This window comes from Flavobacterium sp. WC2509 (genome assembly GCF_052683105.1).
In genome coordinates this window covers 1,633,203-1,652,370 of the sequence record NZ_JBQZFG010000001.1, presented here as the reverse complement: position 1 = coordinate 1,652,370, position 19,168 = coordinate 1,633,203, and the positions used below count along the sequence as shown (strand labels likewise).

Below are 19,168 nucleotides of genomic sequence, written 5' to 3'. Positions count from 1 at the left end.
AATCTAAAACTAGCTATAATAATAAATTTAACTCAAAAACACGAACTAAAAAAAGGGCAATTTTCATTGCCCTTTTTTTAGTTATAAAATAAAATGATCATTACATTTTTACAGCATCTTTAGCTACTTTGTCTCCAATGGTTGTTTTCTTAGAAAAATCTACTTTAGAATTCGAAATCAATTCAATGTTTTTGCTGACTTCACCATCGATAGTAACCGCTTTTGGAGAAGTAGAATTAAAACTAATGTTTTTCAATGACATATTTTTTCCATTGTAAATTTCAAAAACAGTGCTGTTTGTAATATTCATATTGATGTCATGTAGTTTGATTCCATTGGCATCAATAATAGAAAAACCCTTTTCTGCTTTAGCAGTTAAGTTAGATATTTCAATGTTTTCTAAATTCATTTCAGGTAATCCTTGTAAAAAAACAGCTTGTTTGGCACCATCAATAAACACATTTTTGATAATGATATTTTTAAATTGTGGCGTTTTTTCGTCTACAGGAACTATTGCCGTATTTTTATCATCACCACCTTCTGCAAGTTTTTCAGCGATTGATTTTCCACCATAATATAGGTCGAAAGAAATGGCTTGCGACGGAATATTAGTCATAAAAATATCCTTAATAAAGATGTTTTCTACGATTCCTCCACGTCCACGAGAGCTTTTAAAACGAAGTCCAACATCAGTTCCCATAAAAGTACAGTTGGAAACGTGCATGTTTTTGACACCGCTCGACATTTCACTTCCTACAGTTACACCACCGTGTCCGTGATAAACAATGTTGTTTCTTATGATAATATTTTCGCAAGGAATTCCACGATCGCGACCGTCTTTGTCTTTTCCTGATTTTATACAAATAGCATCATCACCTACGTCAAAACTAGAATTTTCGACCAAAACGTTTTTACAAGATTCTACATCCAAACCGTCTCCGTTTTGAGAATACCAAGGATTACGAACAGTAGTATTACGAATTATTAAATCTTCAATCATCAAAGGATGAATATTCCAAGCTGGTGAATTTTGAAAAACTGGACCATCAAATAAAACACGTTTACTGTTTTGAATGCTTACCATTACAGGGCGAAGGAAATCATGAATTTCCTCAAATTGTTCTTTGGTTTTCAAATCGGCCCGCACATTTTGATCCGCATTTTGGTTTCCTTTTACGTATTGTTCCGATGGATACCAACTTGTTTTTTTATCATTTAATACTCCACCAGAAGCAACAAGATTTTTCCATTGGCTATCAGTTAATTTATCTTTTTTAACCATTCGCCAAACTTCACCTGAACCGTCATAAACTCCACCTCCTGTAAATGCTATGTTTTCAAGGTTTTTCCCGTAAATAGGAGAGATACAACGCCAAGTGTTTAAACCTTCAAAACTGGTTTGGATTATTGGGTATAAACTTTTGTCTGGAGAGAATTTGATTAATGCTCCAGTCTCTGCACGTAATTCGATATTGCTTTTTAGAATAATTGGACCTGTAAGCCATATTCCTGGAGGAATAATCACTTTTCCGCCTCCTTTTTTAGAAACGGCATCAATGGCATCGGCAAAAGCTTTGGTACATAAAGTTGTTCCGCCATTTATAGCACCAAAATCAACAATGTTTACAGAATTGTTAGGGATTTTTGGCTCGTTTATTTTGTTCATTTTAAATTCAATGCCGCTATATGCATCATTTGAAGCATTTTTGCTTTGCGTAAAACCGTTGATAGAAACTGCGGTAAATGCAAAAAATAGTAAATGTTTTAATCTGAATTTCATTTCGTTTGTAAAGTGTTATAAGGTTGGTTATATAGATTTTCTATAGATAAAATTAAATGGAACTTTTACTTGTCCGACTTCTTTGTTTAGGATCATTCGTGCCGCTGTTTCTCCCATTATCTTAAAATTAGTTGACATTACGGTGATGCCTAATAATTCTTTCAGAGGTGTGTCGTTGTATGAGATGACACCAATGTGTTTGCCTAATTTCATTTTTTTGTCTCTGATTTGTTTTACCAAGTTTACCAAATCCGATTCTTCGATGGTAATGAATAGATCTCCTTCTTTGAGTACAATGTCATCATATATTTCATCTAAAATTTCATAGTCAATTTCGAATTCAGTGCAAAATTTTTTGAAACCATGTGAGATTCTTCTAGGATAAGGGTAAACAGATTTGTTAGGATACACTAAAAACATCTTAGTATATTGTTTGATTTTCTCTATACCTCCTTTTAATGCTTCATAAATGTCATTTTCAAAATCTTGATAAATTTTGGTAACATCATTATTTATCCCTAATTTGATATTATCCATGATAATTAATTTTTCCTTTGGAATTCTATTAATAGCATTGACAACCGCATCTGTATAACTATTATGTTTTAAATCATCTGTTTTAAAATGGGTGGTAATTATATAGTAATCGTAGAGACCTTCATATTTGTCAAGCAAATTCAAAAAGAGTGTTTCATCACAGTGATAAATTTGCAAATCAGTGTGGGCATTGGCTCCAATGGTGTTAATGAAAGAATTGTAAGTTGCCATTTTATAGGAACTCAGTTTATTATACACAAACAGCACGTTTACTTTTGATACTAATTTGGTTTGAGTGATATAATAACCTTTTCCACGGATTGAAGTGATTATTTTTCTTTCTTTTAAAATATTATAAGCTTTTTCGACTGTATCTCTAGACATATAAAATTCTTCACTAAAGCTATTAATCGATGGAATTTTTTGATTAATTTTTAAATTTCCATTTGAGATATTAGATAAAATAGAATCAACAATTTGTTTGTATTTAGGAACGCGTGAATCTTCGTCTATTTTAATGATTTTTATCATGATTGTACTTTTTGGAATAAATTTTCACCTAAAGTTAATGAAAATGGAAGTTGTAATTTGCTTTAGCGTGTATAAAATTTATTTAAAATGATGTTTTTGGTTATTAGAAATCATATTTTTTTATAAAATAATTATAAAGAAAGCGGTATTATGATTTGTAATAAAATTGTAATCGATTACACAAATATAAGGCTTTTAAAATAATTTATATGAAGAAATTGACGGATTAATTTTATCAATTATTTAAAAAAAAAGTTAAATAATTAAGTATATAATAAAAAAAAGAGTAAAAATAAGTTTTTTCAGACTTAATTTTTTTTTCTCCAATTTTCAACTATGATTTCTAACCATTTGCTGATAATTAATGGGTTGTTTTATTTTTTAAAGATATGCTTTTTATTAAAGTGATTCGATTAAAGGATAGTACAGGATAGTTATATTTTTTGTATTTTATTATTTTACAATCTAAATCATAACCAATTTAACCAAAAAAATAATTAATGGAATCAATACTCGGAATTTTATTTCACTCCATAGGAGGATTTTCTTCAGGAAGTTTTTATATGCCTTTTAAAAAAGTAAAAGGTTGGTCGTGGGAAAGTTACTGGTTAGTAGGAGGTTTTTTCTCTTGGTTAATTGTACCGCCGATAGCAGCTTATTTGACTATTCCGAATTTTGTAGAAATTATTAGTGTGGCTTCTCCATCTATAAAAGCACTTGCTTATTCGATGGGATTGATATGGGGAATTGGAGGTCTTACTTATGGCCTTGGTGTTCGTTATTTAGGGATGTCATTAGGGAACTCAATAACCTTAGGTTTTTGTTCTGCTTTTGGAGCTTTAGTACCATCTATCTATTATAATTTTTACCCTACAGAAGGTAAGATTTCGTTTACGGATATGCTTTCTAATACTGGTGGACAGTTAGTTTTAATTGGTGTGTTGGTTTGTTTAATAGGAATTGGTTTTTCTGGAAAAGCAGGAATGCTTAAAGAGAAAGATTTTGCTACGGGTCACGAAGATAAAGACAAGGATTTCAGTTTAGTAAAAGGATTAATTATTGCTATAATTTCTGGTATTTTAAGCTCTTTTTTCAATTTTGGAATTGAAGCTGGAAAGCCATTAGCGGAAGCTGCTGTAGTTAGCGGTTGTAATCCTTTGTTTCAAAATAATGTAACTTATATTGTGGTACTTTGGGGAGGATTAACTACTAATTTTATCTGGTGTATCTTTTTGAATTTTAAAAATAAAACTTTTGGTGATTATACGAATCAGCAAACGCCAATAAGCAAGAATGTAATGTTTTCAGCTTTGGCAGGTACGATGTGGTTTTTGCAATTCTTTTTCTATGGAATGGGGGAAAGCAAATTAGGAAACGGAGCTAGCTCTTGGATTTTACACATGGCAACAATTATTTTGACCGCTAACTTTTGGGGATTTTATTTAAAAGAATGGTCTGGTGTTTCAAAAAAAACCTTCAATACTTTCTTATTAGGAATTGGATTGATTATGCTTTCGATTGTTATTGTAGGAATCGGAAACTCTCTTTAAACGGATTAATGAACTAATTTATTTTATTAAAAATATTTCACAATGTCAAATACAAATACAAACAACATGACTTTTAAGCACGTAAGCTACCTTTGGGATGAAGCAAAAGCAACAGCATTAGCAGGAGATGAAGTAGCACTTTTTATTTATCGCTCTAATATATTAGGGGCTGATTTAAGATTAACGAATTATGGAGGAGGAAATACATCTGTAAAAATCACTGACAAAGATCCTTTGACAGGTGAGGCTTCAGAGGTAATGTGGATTAAAGGTTCAGGTGGAGATATCGGAACATTAACAAAATCAGGTTGTGCAGCTTTATATTTAGAAAGACTTCGCAATCTTGAAAACGTATACAGAGGAATAGAATTTGAAGACGAAATGGTGGAGTTGTTCAATCACTGTATTTTCGATTTAGCTTCAAAAGCACCTTCAATCGATACGCCTTTACACGGATTTTTACCTTTCAAACATATTGATCACTTACATCCAGATGCTGCGATTGCTATTGCAGCTGCAAAAGATGGAAAACAAATTACCGAAGAATTATTTAACGGTGAAATTGGTTGGGTTGGATGGCAACGTCCAGGTTTCGACTTAGGATTGCAAATGCGCGCTTGCTTAGAAGAAGCTGCAGCTCGTGGAAAAAAATTAAAAGGTGTAATGTTGGGTTCTCATGGTTTGTTTACATGGGGAGACACTTCTTATGAAAGTTATATTAACACTTTAGAAGTTATCGAAAAGTGTGCTGAATATTTAGAAAGCAACTACGGTAAAAAACGTCCTGTTTTTGGAGGTCAAAAAATGGAAAGTTTAAATCCAGAAGGACGTCAATTACAAGCAGCAAAAGTAGCTCCAATTTTAAGAGGTTTTTGTTCTTCTGAAAGAAAAATGATTGGTCACTATACTGATGATGCTAGAGTTTTAGAGTTTATTAATTCTAATGATTTAGAGAAATTAGCTCCACTTGGAACTTCTTGTCCAGATCACTTTTTGAGAACTAAAATTAGTCCATTAGTTTTAGAATTAGATCCAAATGAAGATTTGACTGATTTGGAAGCTATCAAAGCAAAATTAACTCCTGCTTTTGAAGCGTACAGAAAAATGTATGCTGCTTATTATGATACTTGCAAAAAATCGAATTCACCAGCAATGCGTGATCCAAACCCAGTTGTGATTTTATATCCTGGAGTTGGAATGTTCACTTTTGCAAAAGATAAAACGATGGCTCGTTTGGCATCTGAATATTATATCAATGCTGTGAATGTAATGAAAGGTGCTGAAGCTGTTTCAGAATATACTTCATTACCACGTCAAGAAGCTTTTGATATTGAATATTGGTTGTTAGAAGAGGCTAAATTACAACGTATGCCAAAACCAAAAGCATTGTCTGGAAGAGTAGCTCTTGTTACTGGTTCAGGTGGTGGAATTGGTAAAGCTATCGCTAAAAAATTCGCTGAAGAAGGTGCTTGTGTTATCCTTAATGATATTGATGAAGAGCGTTTAGCTGGTGCTAAAGCTGAATTCATTAAATTGTTTGGTAAAGATGCAGTATCTAGTACTCTTTTAAATGTAACAAATGAAACTAGTGCTGTAAAAGCGTATGATGCATCAGCATTGGCTTTTGGTGGTGTTGATATTGTTGTAAATAATGCTGGTATCAGTATTTCAAAATCTATCGCAGAACACACACTTGAAGAGTGGGATAAATTATACGATATTTTAGTAAAAGGACAATTTATTGTTTCTAAAGCTGGAGTAGAAGTAATGCGTAAACAAGGTTTCGGTGGAGATATTGTAAATATTGTATCTAAAAATGCAGTAGTTGCAGGTCCTAACAATCCTGGTTATGGTTCAGCTAAAGCGGCTCAAGCACATTTAACTCGTTTGATGTCTGCTGAATTAGGAGCTGATAAAATTCGTGTAAACACTGTTAATCCAGATGCTGTTATTTCTGATTCAAATATTTGGTCAGGTGGATGGGCTGAAGGTCGTGCGAAAGCATACGGTGTTACTGTAGCAGAATTGCCAGCGTATTATGCAAAACGTACGTTATTAAATGAAATTATTTTGCCAGATGATATTGCTAATGCATGTTTTGCATTCGTAGGTGGCTTGTTGGGTAAATCAACAGGAAATGCTTTGAATGTAGATGGTGGAGTAGCAATGGGCTTTTATAGATAATATTGGTTTTAAATTTGGTTTATTGGTTTAACCACAAGTAGCTAGCGTTTGATTTATTTCAAACGTTAGTTTCTTATAAAATCGATGTAAATTGCAAAACTTTATAACACAAAAACATTATGTTAATAGAATCATACAAAATAGCATCACATAATGACGATTTATTAAAAAGTCATTCTAATAAATTAATTTTTTCAGTTTCTGAAATAGCTAATAGCGAAGCGATTATCCAAAAATTAATTGATTTTCAAATTGCAATTCCATCTTGGGCATTAGGAACAGGTGGAACTCGTTTTGGACGTTTTCCAGGTGGTGGAGAGCCACGTTCTCTAGAAGAAAAAATCGAAGATGTAGGTTTGTTACATGCTTTGAACAATGCTTCTGGTGCTATTTCATTGCACATTCCATGGGATACAGCAACTGATCATAATGCAATCAAAGCTTTAGCAGCTCAACACGGTTTGAAATTTGACGCTGTTAACTCTAATACATTCCAAGACCAAGCGAATAGTGAGTATTCTTATAAATTTGGTTCTTTGCAAAATGTAAACAAAGCAATTCGTAAACAAGCTGTTCAGCATAATATTGAAGTAATTCAACAAGGAATTGAATTAGGTTCTGAGTCATTAACAGTTTGGTTAGCAGATGGTTCTTGTTTTCCTGGACAATTGAATTTCCGTAAAGCTTATGAAAATACTTTAGAAAGTTTACAAGAAATTTATGCTGCATTGCCAGCTGACTGGAAATTATTCTTAGAATACAAATGTGCTGAACCTAACTTCTACTCAACTACAGTAGCAGATTGGGGACAATCTTATTCTTATGTAAAAAAGTTAGGTGACAAAGCGAAAACTTTGGTTGATTTAGGTCACCACCTTCCAAATGCTAATATCGAGCAAATTGTTTCTTTATTATTAATGGAGGATAAATTAGGTGGATTCCACTTTAATGACTCTAAATACGGAGATGACGATTTAACTGCTGGAGCATTAAAACCTTATCAATTATTCTTAATTTTCAACGAATTAGTTGAAGGAATGGATGCAAGAGGAATGAACCATGCAACTGATTTAGGTTGGATGATTGATGCATCTCACAACGTAAAAGACCCGATGGAAGATTTATTACAATCTGTTGAGGCTATTATGATTGCTTATGCTCAAGCACTTTCTGTTGATAGAACAGCTTTAGAAATTGCTCAAAATGAAAATGACGTAGTTAAAGCTCAAGAAATTTTACAAAATGCTTACCGTACAGATGTTCGTGCATTAGTAGCTGAAGCTCGTTTGCGTTCTGGTGCTGCACTTAACCCAGTTGGATTATACCGTCAGTTAGGAGTACGTGATGCTTTAATTGGAGAAAGAGGATTGAAAACTGTAGCAACTGGATTATAAAAAATAACTTTAAATGAATGCAGTAGCCATTTTCGACATTGGAAAAACAAATAAAAAAGCATTTCTATTTAATGAAAGTTATCAAATTGTTTGGGAAAACTCAGTGACTCTTCCTGAAACAGTTGATGAAAATGGATTTCCTTGCGAAGATATTGTTGTGTTAAAAGATTGGTTCTTGACCTGTTGGGAAGAGATGAAATCTCAAACACAATACAATTTAAAAGCAGTTAATTTTAGTACTTATGGTGCTAGTTTTGTGTATATTGATGAAGAAGGGAATCCTTTGACTCCATTATACAATTATCTAAAACCATACCCTGAAAATCTTAAAGATAAGTTTTATTCTAAATACAAAGGAGAAGAAGTTTTCGCAGTGAAAACTGCTTCTCCTGTTTTAGGAAGCTTAAATTCTGGAATGCAAATTTACCGATTGAAAAATGAAAACCCTGAGGTTTTTGATAAGGTAAAATATTGTTTGCATTTACCACAATACATGAGTTTTCTTTTAACTAAAGAAGGTTTTACCGATATTACAAGCATAGGATGCCATACTAATCTTTGGAATTTCAATAAAATGAAATACCACAAATGGATTAAAAAGGAAAATATAGGTGAAAAACTGCCTCCGATTCATAATTCTGAAGATGCAATTACCATCGAGAATGATATTGCAGTAGGGATTGGGTTACACGACAGTTCTTCGGCTTTGATTCCTTATATTATCAATTTTGAAGATCCTTTTGTATTATTGTCAACAGGAACTTGGGTTATTACAATGAATCCATTTAATGATAAAAAGCTTGCTTTTGAGGAATTGCAAAACGATTGCTTGTGCTTTTTGCATTATAAAGGAAAACCAGTTAAGGCTTCTCGCTTATTTGCTGGAAACGAACATGAAATTCAATCATTAAAATTGGCAAAACATTTTAATGTAGCTGTTGATTCATATAAACATGTTCTTTATGACAAACGTATTATTACAGAATTAAGATCGAAATTCAAACAATATACGAATAGTGATAGCGACATTTTAAAAGATTGTCCTTTTAATAAAAGAACATTATCTGATTTTGAAAATTATGATATCGCTTACCATCAATTAATGTTGGACTTAATTGCACAGCAAATTGTTTCGACTCGATTAGTTATTCATAATAGTCCAGTAAAGAAAATTTTCGTTGATGGAGGTTTTAGTAAAAATTCAATTTATATGAATTTATTAGCTGAAGCATTCCCTGATATTGAAGTTTATGCAGCCTCGATGGCGCAAGCCAGTTCACTTGGAGCTGCCTTAGCCATTCATAAAAATTGGAATACGAAACCAATTCAAAATGATTTAATTGATTTGAAATTTTACAAACATTAAAAATAAAAAATGCCTATCATAATTCACATAAAAGAATATTGATAGGCATTTTGCATAAATGTTAAACAATAAAAAAACAACCTATGAAATGAGCATGAACTTAAATTGGATTCTAATGCCAATGGTTGTTATGCGAATTACATATGACCTTTAAAAAAAATAAAAATCAGCATATGAAAGTTGGACTTTTTATACCTTGTTATGTGGATCAATTTTATCCACAAATAGGTATTGCAAGCTTAGAATTATTACAGAAATTTGGATGTGAAGTAAGTTTTCCAATGGATCAAACTTGTTGTGGTCAGCCTATGGCTAATAGCGGTTATTCTCATTTGACAACAGGATGTGATACTAATTTTGTGAATAATTTTTCTGAATTTGATTATGTCGTTTGTCCTTCTGGAAGTTGTACAATGCATGTGAAGGAACACCTTCATTCGAAAGAGAATGAAGCTGCTGCTACACATATTAGAAAGCATGTGTATGAATTAACAGAATTTCTAACGGATATATTAAAAGTAGAATCTATTGAAGGAAGTTTTCCACATCGAGTAGGAATGCACCAAAGTTGCCATGGACAACGTGGATTACATCTTTCGCAAATGACAGAATTAAATGCTGCTCCTTTTTCTAAACCAGAACAATTATTGAGTAAAATAAAAGGTTTGGATTTAGTTTCACTAAGCCGAAAAGATGAATGTTGCGGCTTTGGAGGTACTTTTTGTGTAACCGAAGAAGCTATTTCTGTAAAAATGGGAGTAGATAGAATTAAAGATCATAAAGACCATCAAGTAGAATATATAACAGGTGGTGATATGTCATGCTTAATGCATTTAGAAGGAATTCTAAAGAGACAAAAGAGTAACATAAAAGTAATTCACATTGCAGAAATATTAAACTCAATATGAAATCGCTACTATTAACAAATTTGTTGAAAACAAATACCTATGAATTAAAGGCGATACCATATATGACAATAAAAATTAAACTTTCACATATATGAAAGAAAATACAATAGATCATAGTCACGCAGCGGCTATCTTCAATAAAGATGTAGAACGTGTAAACTGGCATGATGAAACGCTTTGGTTTGTGCGTTCAAAAAGAGATAAATCGGCTCATGCTATCCCAGAATGGGAAGCGCTTCGTGAGACAGCTTCAAATATTAAAAATAATGTACTTTCAAACATGCATGACTATTTGCAAGAGTTTGAAAGTAACGCATTGAAAAACGGAATCATTATCCATTGGGCTGCTGATGGAAACGAACACAATAAAATAGTACATTCTATCATTGCTAAGCATGGCGTTACCCAAATGGTAAAATCAAAATCAATGCTTACAGAAGAATGTCATTTGAATGAATATTTAGCGGACAATGGAGTTGAAGTAATTGATTCCGATTTAGGGGAATTTATTGTTCAATTAAGAAAAGAGCCACCAAGTCATATCGTATTGCCTGCTATTCACCTTAAAAAAGAAGATGTAAGTGATACTTTTAATGAGCATCTTGGGACAGAAAAAGGAAATAACGATCCGCAATATTTAACCGAAGCTGCTCGAAAAGAATTAAGAGATACTTTCTTAACTAGAAAAGTAGCACTTACAGGAGTAAATTTTGCAGTTGCTGAAACGGGTGAATTCGTGGTGTGTACCAATGAAGGAAATGCCGATATGGGGGCACATCTTGCTGATGTTCATATTGCTTGTATGGGATTTGAAAAATTAATTCCAGAGCGTAAACATCTAGGTGTATTTTTAAGACTTTTAGCTAGAAGTGCTACAGGTCAACCCATAACTACTTTTTCTAGTCATTTTAAAAAACCAAGAGAAGGTCAGGAAATGCATATTGTGATTGTTGATAATGGCAGAAGTACTCAATTAGGACGTGAAGAGTTTAGAAACTCTTTAAAATGTATTCGTTGTGGAGCATGTATGAATACTTGTCCGGTTTACAGAAGAAGTGGTGGACACAGCTACCATAATGCGGTTGCAGGACCTATTGGTTCTATTTTGGCACCAAACTTAGACATGAAAAAGAATGCAGATTTGCCTTTTGCAAGTACTTTATGTGGTTCTTGTACTAATGTATGTCCAGTAAAAATTGATATTCATGACCAGTTGTATAAATGGCGTCAGGTTTTAGTTAAGGAAGGGTATACGCCAAGTTCTAAAACAGTGGCCATGAAAGGAATGTCGGCTGTTTTAGCTAATCCAACAGTATTTAAAATTGCTGGAAAGGCTGGTCGATTTGTAATGAAGAATTTGCCTTTTATGGTAAACAATAATCTTAATGCTTGGTACAAGCAAAGAGAAATGCCAGCGCCGCCAGAAGAATCATTTAGAGAATGGTATGCTAAAAAGCAAAAGGAATCTAAAGACAAGAAATAATGAGCAGTAGAGATAGTATTTTAAGTAAAATCAAAAACAATCAGCCTACATCAGTGAGCGAATTGCCTGGTCTTAGTTTTTTAGGATTAGACAAAATTGATGTAATTGAAACCTATAAAACAGTACTAAAAGGTATTGGTGGATTTTGTGAGGAAGTGAGTAGTTTAGACGAAGTCAAAGCTTATATTGCTGCGCATTATCCAGCAGATAAAAGAAAGATTACTACCATTCCGGAATTAGCTGATATTGCTGAAACCGAATGGACAAATGATGATCCACATAGTTTACAAAATGTAGAATTAGCTATTGTAAAAGCGCATTTTGGTGTTGCTGAAAATTCAGGGCTTTGGGTTACAGATGCTATTTTAGGACAAAGAGTTTCTCCTTTTATTCCTCAGTATTTAGCTATTATTGTCAATAAAAAAGATATTTTGGCTACGATGCATCAGGCTTATGATCGTATTGGCGATTTAGATTATGGTTTTGGAACTTTTATAGCTGGACCATCAAAAACTGCGGATATTGAGCAATCATTAGTTCTTGGAGCACACGGAGCTAGAGGATTGACCGTTTTTTTAATGGAATAATGCTCTTTTGTATAAATTCATTATCTTTCCTGTCTTAAATTAATACTCATTTTAAATCAATAAAATTGAAAATAGATTTCGGATTAAACGATAAAGTTATAGTAGTTACAGGAGCGACCGGAATTTTAGGAGGAGCTTTTGTAAATGGATTAGCAGAAGCAGGAGCTACAGTTGGTATCTTAGGAAGGAATGAAAAAATTGCAAACGAACGTACTCAAGCAATTATTGATAATGGCGGAAATGCAATTGCTTTAATTGCAGATGTAACCAAGGAAGCTGATTTAATTGCAGCGCGTGAATTGGTACTTTCAAAGTATGGAAAAATTGATGGTTTGGTTAATGCAGCAGGTGGAAACATGCCTGACGCGGTGATACAACCTGATCAAGATATTTTTAAATTGAACATGGATGCTTTACAACAAGTAATGAATCTTAACTTGTTCGGAACACTTTTACCTACTCAAATTTTTGGTGAAGCGATAAAAGATACTGTTGGTAGCGGGAGTATTGTAAATATTTCTTCGGTATCTACTGTGGCGGCAATGACTAAAGTTTTAGGATATAGTTTGGCAAAATCAGCAATTGATTCTTATACAAAATGGTTTGCTGTAGAACTTGCTAAACGTTATGGAGATAAAATTCGAATGAACTCAATTGCTCCAGGTTTTTTCTTAACCGAACAAAACAGAACTTTATTGACTAACACAGATGGTACCTTGACAGAAAGAGGAAATTTAGTTATCCAAAATACGCCTTATGGTCGTTTTGGAAATCCAGATGAATTAGTGGGTGGATTAGTTTGGTTGTTAAGTGATGCCTCTAAATTTGCAACGGGTTCAAAAGTAACTTTAGATGGTGGATTTACTATTTTTAGTGGCGTTTAATATTTTTTAAAGAAAACGATTATGTATAAAATGAAACAAACGTGGAGATGGTTTGGACCAAATGATCCCGTAAGTTTATCCTATATAAAACAAGCAGGTGCAACTGGAATTGTTTCCGCATTGCATCATGTTCCTCATGGAGATGTTTGGACTGCTCAAGAAGTTAGTGAAAGAAAAGCTGTAATCGAAGCAGCTGGTTTAACATGGGATGTGGTTGAGAGTATTACAGTACACGAATCCATCAAAACAAGATCTGGAAATTATCAAGAGTATATCGATAAATACAAAGAAAGTATTCGTAACGTAGCCTCTTGTGGAATTAAGGTAATTACATATAATTTCATGCCAGTAAACGATTGGACAAGAACACAATTGGATTATGTGATGCCCGATGGTTCCGAAGCTTTATATTTTAACTGGGTTGATTTGGCAATTTTTGATATTTATATTTTAAAAAGAGAAAATGCCGAAAAGAGTTTTCCTGAAAATATTGTTACCAAAGCTGAAGAACGTTTCGCTACATTAAGCGAGCAACGTATACAGGAAATTGCCGATGTGGTAATGTTTGGAATTCCTGGAGAAAAAAAGAGTACAGTTGAAGGGATGCGTAATGCTTTGAAAGCTTACGATAATATTGACAGAGATACTTTGAGAAGTAATTTGAGTTACTTTTTGAATGAAATTTGTCCTGTAGCTGATGAATGTGGTGTGCAATTAGCCATCCATCCAGATGATCCGCCTTTTGATATTTTAGGATTGCCGAGGATTGTAAATTCTATCGAAGATTTTGAATACATTCTTTCAAGTGCTCCTCATAAATCTAACGGTATTTGTTTTTGTACAGGTTCTTTAGGAGCGAAAGGTATTAATGATTTGCCTGAAATGGTAAAGAAATTAGACGATAAAATTCATTTTATCCATTTAAGAAATGTGCGTAGTGATGAAGAAGGAAACTTCTTTGAAGCGGATCATTTAGATGGTAATACTGACATGTATTTGGTAATGAAAGAACTATTATTAATTCAAAAAAAATACAAAACTTCGATTCCATTCCGTCCCGATCACGGACACCAAATGTTAGATGACTTAGGAAAACAAAATAACCCTGGATATTCAGCAATTGGTAGACTTAGAGGCTTAGCCGAATTAAGAGGTTTAGAAGAAGGGATTATCCGTTCGTTGTAAAACTTTGAAAATAGATAAATACAAGAAGCTGTCCAAAAGGGCAGCTTTTTTTTGTGTTTTCTATCGTTTCATCTGATTTTTATCAAAAAATGATCGAAAAACAAAATGAAAAAATAGTTCTCAAAAGAATATAGTAAGACTTTGTGCATTTGTATATTTGCCACAAAAATACTGCCATGAATTTAAAAAATGCACAGCAAGACGTTGATACTTGGATAAAAGAACACGGAGTTCGTTACTTCAATGAACTTACCAATATGGCTCAACTTACTGAAGAAGTTGGCGAAGTTGCCCGAATCATTGCCCGTCGCTATGGAGAACAATCTGAGAAAGAAAGTGATAAAAACAAAGATCTTGGCGAAGAATTGGCTGATGTGGTTTTTGTAGTATTGTGTTTGGCTAATCAAACAGGAATCGATTTGCAGTCCGCTTTTGATAAGAAGATGGATCTAAAATCTGTTCGAGACAAAGACCGCCACAAAAACAACGATAAACTAAAATAATGTTATAAGTTAAGGCAAAGCTTTGGTTCCTGCTTTTTTTAAAATAAATTTGCCAAAAGACCTAATACAACGTATTCAAAAAAATGGATTTACAAGTACAAACTTCCCAATTAGATTTACAAGACCAAATTGCAATTACAGGTTCCAAAAGTGAAACCAATAGACTTTTGTTGCTCCAAGCATTGTTTCCAAATATCACTTTAGCCAATACATCTAATTCAGATGATAGCGAGGTAATGCAAAAAGCATTGGAAGGGAATGACGAAATTGTAGATATTCATCATGCTGGAACAGCAATGCGTTTTCTAACGGCTTATTTTGCAGTCAATGAAGGTCGTGAAGTTGTCTTGACTGGATCTCAAAGAATGACAGAACGCCCAATTAAAGTTTTGGTAGAAGCTTTGGTACAATTAGGGGCTAAAATTACTTATGAAAAAGAAGAAGGATATCCGCCTATTCGAATCAAAGGACAAAAAATTACCGCTCACAAAGTTAGCATCCCTGCTAATGTAAGCAGTCAATATATATCGGCATTGCTTTTAGTAGCACCAAAATTAGAGAACGGAATTGAACTGACATTGGTTGGCGAAATAACTTCTGTTCCATATATCAAAATGACTTTGGCTTTGCTAAATGATTTAAACATTGAAACTAGTTTTGTCGGCAATGTAATAACAGTAAAACCTAAGAAAGAAGTAGAAACAAAAGTAATGACAGTTGAATCCGATTGGAGTTCTGCTTCGTACTTTTTTAGTTTAGTAGCTTTGGCAAAAACAGCTTCCGTTTCTTTAACAAGTTACAAAGAAACAAGCTTACAGGGTGATTCGGCTTTGGTCGAAATATATAAGCAAATGGGAGTTTCTTCACAATTTAAAGGAGATAAAATAACATTGACAAAACAAGAAGGTTTAGATTATAAAGACATCACTTTCGACTTGAATAATACGCCAGATATTGCGCAGACTATTGTAGTTACTTGTTTAGGATTAGGAATTGGTTGTCATTTAACAGGTCTGCATACTTTAAAGATTAAAGAAACGGATAGACTAGAGGCACTTCGAATAGAATTGACTAAACTTGGGGCTAATATATCAGTAACCAATGATAGCTTGACATTAGTAGCAACAAATGAGATTAATGCAGAGATAAGAATTGATACCTATAATGATCACAGAATGGCGATGGCGTTTGCTCCATTAGCATTAAAAGTGCCAATTATTATCAATAATGCTGATGTTGTATCAAAATCATATCCAGATTTTTGGGATGATTTTAAAAAATTAGGTTTTTTAATTGTTCAAAAGTGGTCATTTACCTAGACTTTTGTTCGGTTTGTTGTCCATTCATTTTTGTTTAGTGTTTCGGTGAGTAAAAATAAACACCTAAACACTTGACAACGCCTATCTCACAATCGTATATTTGCATCCGAAAGATTTTTAAGTTCAGTTTAAACAACTTGAAACTTGAAATTTTAAACTTTTAAACAAACAGCAAATGAAATTATCACACTTTCAATTCAATTTACCAAAAGAACTTCTTGCAGAATACCCAGCCGAAAATAGAGACGAGTCTCGTTTGATGGTTATTGACCGTAAGAATCAAACGATAGAGCATAAAATGTTTAAAGACGTTATCGATTATTTTGATGATGGTGATGTTTTAATCCTAAATAATACCAAAGTTTTCCCAGCACGTTTGTACGGAAATAAAGAAAAAACGGGTGCAAGAATTGAAGTGTTTTTATTGAGAGAACTTAATGCAGAACAAAGACTTTGGGATGTATTAGTAGATCCGGCTCGTAAAATCAGAATTGGAAATAAATTATACTTTGGCGATGACGATTCGTTAGTAGCTGAGGTAATTGACAATACTACTTCTCGTGGTAGAACCTTGCGTTTTCTTTATGATGGTTCTTATGAAGAATTCAGAAATAAATTGACCGAACTAGGAGAAACTCCTATCCCAAAATACATTAACCGTGAAGTAACTCCAGAAGATGCTGAGCGTTACCAAACAATTTATGCTAAAGAAGAAGGAGCTGTTGCAGCACCAACTGCTGGTTTGCATTTCTCTAAACATTTATTGAAAAGATTGGAAATTAAAGGAGTTAAATTTGCCGAAGTTACGCTTCACGTAGGTTTAGGAACTTTTAATCCAGTTGAGGTTGAAGATTTATCTAAACACAAAATGGATTCTGAGGAGTTAAAAATCACTCAAGAAGCTTGTGATATTGTAAACACGGCAAAGGCAGCCAAGAAAAGAATTTGTACTGTAGGAACAACTTCTATGCGTGCTGTAGAAAGTTCAGTTTCTTCACAAAATACTTTAAATCCTTATGATGGATGGACAAATAAATTCGTTTTTCCTCCTCACGATTTTAGCATACCAACTTGTATGATTACCAATTTTCATACGCCAAAATCAACTTTATTAATGATGGTTTCTGCTTTCTGTGGACATGATTTAATGAAAAGAGCTTACGAAGAAGCAATCAAAGAAGAATATAAATTCTATTCTTATGGAGATGCAATGTTGATTATCTAATCACATTCAAAATTATAAATACAAATCTCGTCAGCAATGGCGAGATTTTTTTTGCTTTAAATTGAACGAAGTGAATTCCTAGTTTTAAAATCTAAATTCTGCAATCTAAAATATTTTTCTTCGGGCGTATTACGGGCTGTCCATTACAAGTTTTTACCCAAAACCAAAGTAATACTAGCACTGCGGGAGCTTCCGTTGGTCGCTTCCTCGTTGCTGTATTACTAAATTGGTTTCAGGTAAAAACTTTTCATTTCCATCCCTAACGCAAATAGTTTTCATAAGAATATTATTGTTTTAAATGTAAAATTGATATTTAAAAGAATCAAATTTTTATTGAATTATCTTATTCGGAAGTCTATTTGCCTTTTTTCTTTATTCTATTTTCTCTTCTCTGCTTTCTTTTTCTATTTTTACTACATAAATAATAAAAAGATGGATTTCAAAAACACACTGGAATTTGCACAAAAACTGGATACTCAAGATAGTTTACATAAATACCAATACGAATTTATTTTTCCAAAAATCAATAATGAAAAAGTAATTTATTTTACGGGTAACTCTTTAGGATTACAGCCTAAAAGAGCAAAAAAATATATTGATGAGGTAATGAATGATTGGGCAAATCTAGCCGTTGAAGGTCATTTTTATGCCGAAAAACCATGGTGGGATTATCATGAACGTTTTGCGAATCCATTAAGTAGATTAGTTGGAGCATTACCATCAGAAGTAACGGTTATGAATACGTTGACAGTGAATCTTCATTTATTGATGGTTTCTTTTTATAGACCAACAGCAAAACGTTTCAAAATTATTTGCGAAGAAAAAGCATTCCCTTCAGATCAATATATGTTTCAAAGTCAGGTACATTTTCATGGCTATAAGCCAGAAGATGCAATTGTAGAAATTAAGCGACGTGACGGGGAACATAACATTCGACTGGAAGATATTCTGTCAAAAATTGAAGAAGTAGGAGAGGAGCTGGCTTTGATTCTAATCGGTGGAGTAAACTATTACACAGGTCAGGTTTTTGATATGAAAACGATTACTGAAGTGGGACATAAACAAGGAGCTTATGTAGGCTGGGACTTAGCTCATGCTACAGGAAATATAAAATTAGAACTACACGATTGGAATGTTGATTTTGCAGCATGGTGTAGTTATAAATACATGAACTCTGGGCCAGGAAATGCATCGGGCTGTTTTGTTCATGAAAAACATCATAATAATAAAGAACTCCCTCGTTTTGCTGGTTGGTGGGGACACAACAAAGAGCGACGTTTTAAGATGGAACCAGTTTTTGATCCTGTTCAAGGAGCAGGAGGCTGGCAAATCAGTAATTTGCCTATTTTGTCTTTAGCACCTTATTTAGCTTCTGTTGAAATGTTTGATGAAATCGGGATGGATCAATTAATTGAAAAGAGAGATTTGATAACTTCTTATTTAGAATTTATCCTGAACGAAATCAGCAAAGAAGTGCAAGGTTCTTTCGAAATTATTACACCAGCCAATTCTTCAGAAAGAGCTTGTCAATTATCTGTTTTTCTTCATGGCGAAGGTCGTAGGCTGTTTGATTATTTAATGAAAAATGGAGTAATTACCGATTGGCGTGAACCCAACGTAATTCGATTGGCGCCAGTGCCGTTATATACCTCCTATGAAGATATGTTTCACTTTGGACAGATTCTGAAAAGAGGAATATTGGATAAATAAAAAAAAACGGAAATAGTTATAA

General features: G+C 33.3%; 15 protein-coding genes. 13 read left to right on the top strand and 2 right to left on the bottom strand.

All coding sequences use genetic code 11. The features are described 5' to 3' along the window. Positions 1–100 precede the first annotated feature (100 nt). Both ACUN3A_RS06950 and ACUN3A_RS06945 read right to left on the bottom strand, forming a co-directional pair. Positions 101–1,780 (bottom strand): glycoside hydrolase family 28 protein, encoded by a 1,680-nt coding sequence (locus tag ACUN3A_RS06950; RefSeq protein ID WP_445550581.1) that lies wholly within the window; start codon positions 1,778–1,780, stop codon positions 101–103. A gap of 27 nt (positions 1,781–1,807) precedes the next feature. Continuing rightward, positions 1,808–2,848: a GntR family transcriptional regulator gene (locus ACUN3A_RS06945; protein WP_445550580.1), complete on the bottom strand. Its 1,041-nt coding sequence runs from the start codon at positions 2,846–2,848 to the stop codon at positions 1,808–1,810. Positions 2,849–3,348: 500 nt separating this feature from the next. Between ACUN3A_RS06945 and rhaT the strand changes: the two genes are divergently transcribed. The 13 genes from rhaT (at position 3,349) to kynU (ending at position 19,146) form a co-directional block, all read left to right on the top strand. Beyond that, positions 3,349–4,398 (top strand): L-rhamnose/proton symporter RhaT, encoded by a 1,050-nt coding sequence (gene rhaT / locus ACUN3A_RS06940; protein WP_445550579.1) that lies wholly within the window; start codon positions 3,349–3,351, stop codon positions 4,396–4,398. Between the two features lie 42 nt (positions 4,399–4,440). Then, a complete protein-coding gene (locus ACUN3A_RS06935; RefSeq protein ID WP_445550578.1) occupies positions 4,441–6,582 on the top strand; it encodes a bifunctional aldolase/short-chain dehydrogenase in 2,142 nt (713 codons plus the stop codon). A gap of 119 nt (positions 6,583–6,701) precedes the next feature. Then, positions 6,702–7,976: a TIM barrel protein gene (locus tag ACUN3A_RS06930; protein WP_445550577.1), complete on the top strand. Its 1,275-nt coding sequence runs from the start codon at positions 6,702–6,704 to the stop codon at positions 7,974–7,976. A 13-nt stretch (positions 7,977–7,989) separates the two neighbouring features. Further along, on the top strand, positions 7,990–9,342 hold the full coding sequence (locus ACUN3A_RS06925) for an FGGY-family carbohydrate kinase (protein WP_445550576.1): 1,353 nt from the start codon (positions 7,990–7,992) through the stop codon (positions 9,340–9,342). Between the two features lie 173 nt (positions 9,343–9,515). Next, complete coding sequence (locus ACUN3A_RS06920) at positions 9,516–10,250, top strand: (Fe-S)-binding protein (protein ID WP_445550575.1); 735 nt, start codon at positions 9,516–9,518, stop codon at positions 10,248–10,250. 91 nt (positions 10,251–10,341) lie between these two features. Then, positions 10,342–11,733: a lactate utilization protein B gene (locus tag ACUN3A_RS06915; RefSeq protein WP_445550574.1), complete on the top strand. Its 1,392-nt coding sequence runs from the start codon at positions 10,342–10,344 to the stop codon at positions 11,731–11,733. Beyond that, a complete protein-coding gene (locus ACUN3A_RS06910; protein ID WP_445550573.1) occupies positions 11,733–12,320 on the top strand; it encodes a LutC/YkgG family protein in 588 nt (195 codons plus the stop codon). The genes ACUN3A_RS06915 and ACUN3A_RS06910 overlap by 1 nt, the downstream gene beginning before the upstream one ends. Positions 12,321–12,385: 65 nt before the next feature. Then, a complete protein-coding gene (locus ACUN3A_RS06905; RefSeq protein ID WP_445550572.1) occupies positions 12,386–13,204 on the top strand; it encodes an SDR family oxidoreductase in 819 nt (272 codons plus the stop codon). Between the two features lie 30 nt (positions 13,205–13,234). Further along, a complete protein-coding gene (gene uxuA, locus ACUN3A_RS06900) occupies positions 13,235–14,389 on the top strand; it encodes a mannonate dehydratase (protein WP_445550571.1) in 1,155 nt (384 codons plus the stop codon). A gap of 176 nt (positions 14,390–14,565) precedes the next feature. After that, a complete protein-coding gene (locus ACUN3A_RS06895) occupies positions 14,566–14,892 on the top strand; it encodes a nucleotide pyrophosphohydrolase (RefSeq protein WP_445550570.1) in 327 nt (108 codons plus the stop codon). An 83-nt stretch (positions 14,893–14,975) separates the two neighbouring features. Next, positions 14,976–16,211 carry a 3-phosphoshikimate 1-carboxyvinyltransferase gene (aroA, locus tag ACUN3A_RS06890; RefSeq protein ID WP_445550569.1) on the top strand — a complete coding sequence of 412 codons (1,236 nt, stop codon included), beginning with the start codon at positions 14,976–14,978 and terminating at the stop codon, positions 16,209–16,211. A gap of 175 nt (positions 16,212–16,386) precedes the next feature. Continuing rightward, the gene (gene queA, locus ACUN3A_RS06885) at positions 16,387–17,436 is read left to right on the top strand and encodes a tRNA preQ1(34) S-adenosylmethionine ribosyltransferase-isomerase QueA (RefSeq protein ID WP_445550568.1); all 1,050 of its coding nucleotides are present in this window, start codon (positions 16,387–16,389) and stop codon (positions 17,434–17,436) included. 432 nt (positions 17,437–17,868) lie between these two features. Beyond that, positions 17,869–19,146 (top strand): kynureninase, encoded by a 1,278-nt coding sequence (gene kynU, locus ACUN3A_RS06880; RefSeq protein ID WP_445550567.1) that lies wholly within the window; start codon positions 17,869–17,871, stop codon positions 19,144–19,146. The last annotated feature ends 22 nt before the right edge of the window (positions 19,147–19,168 follow it).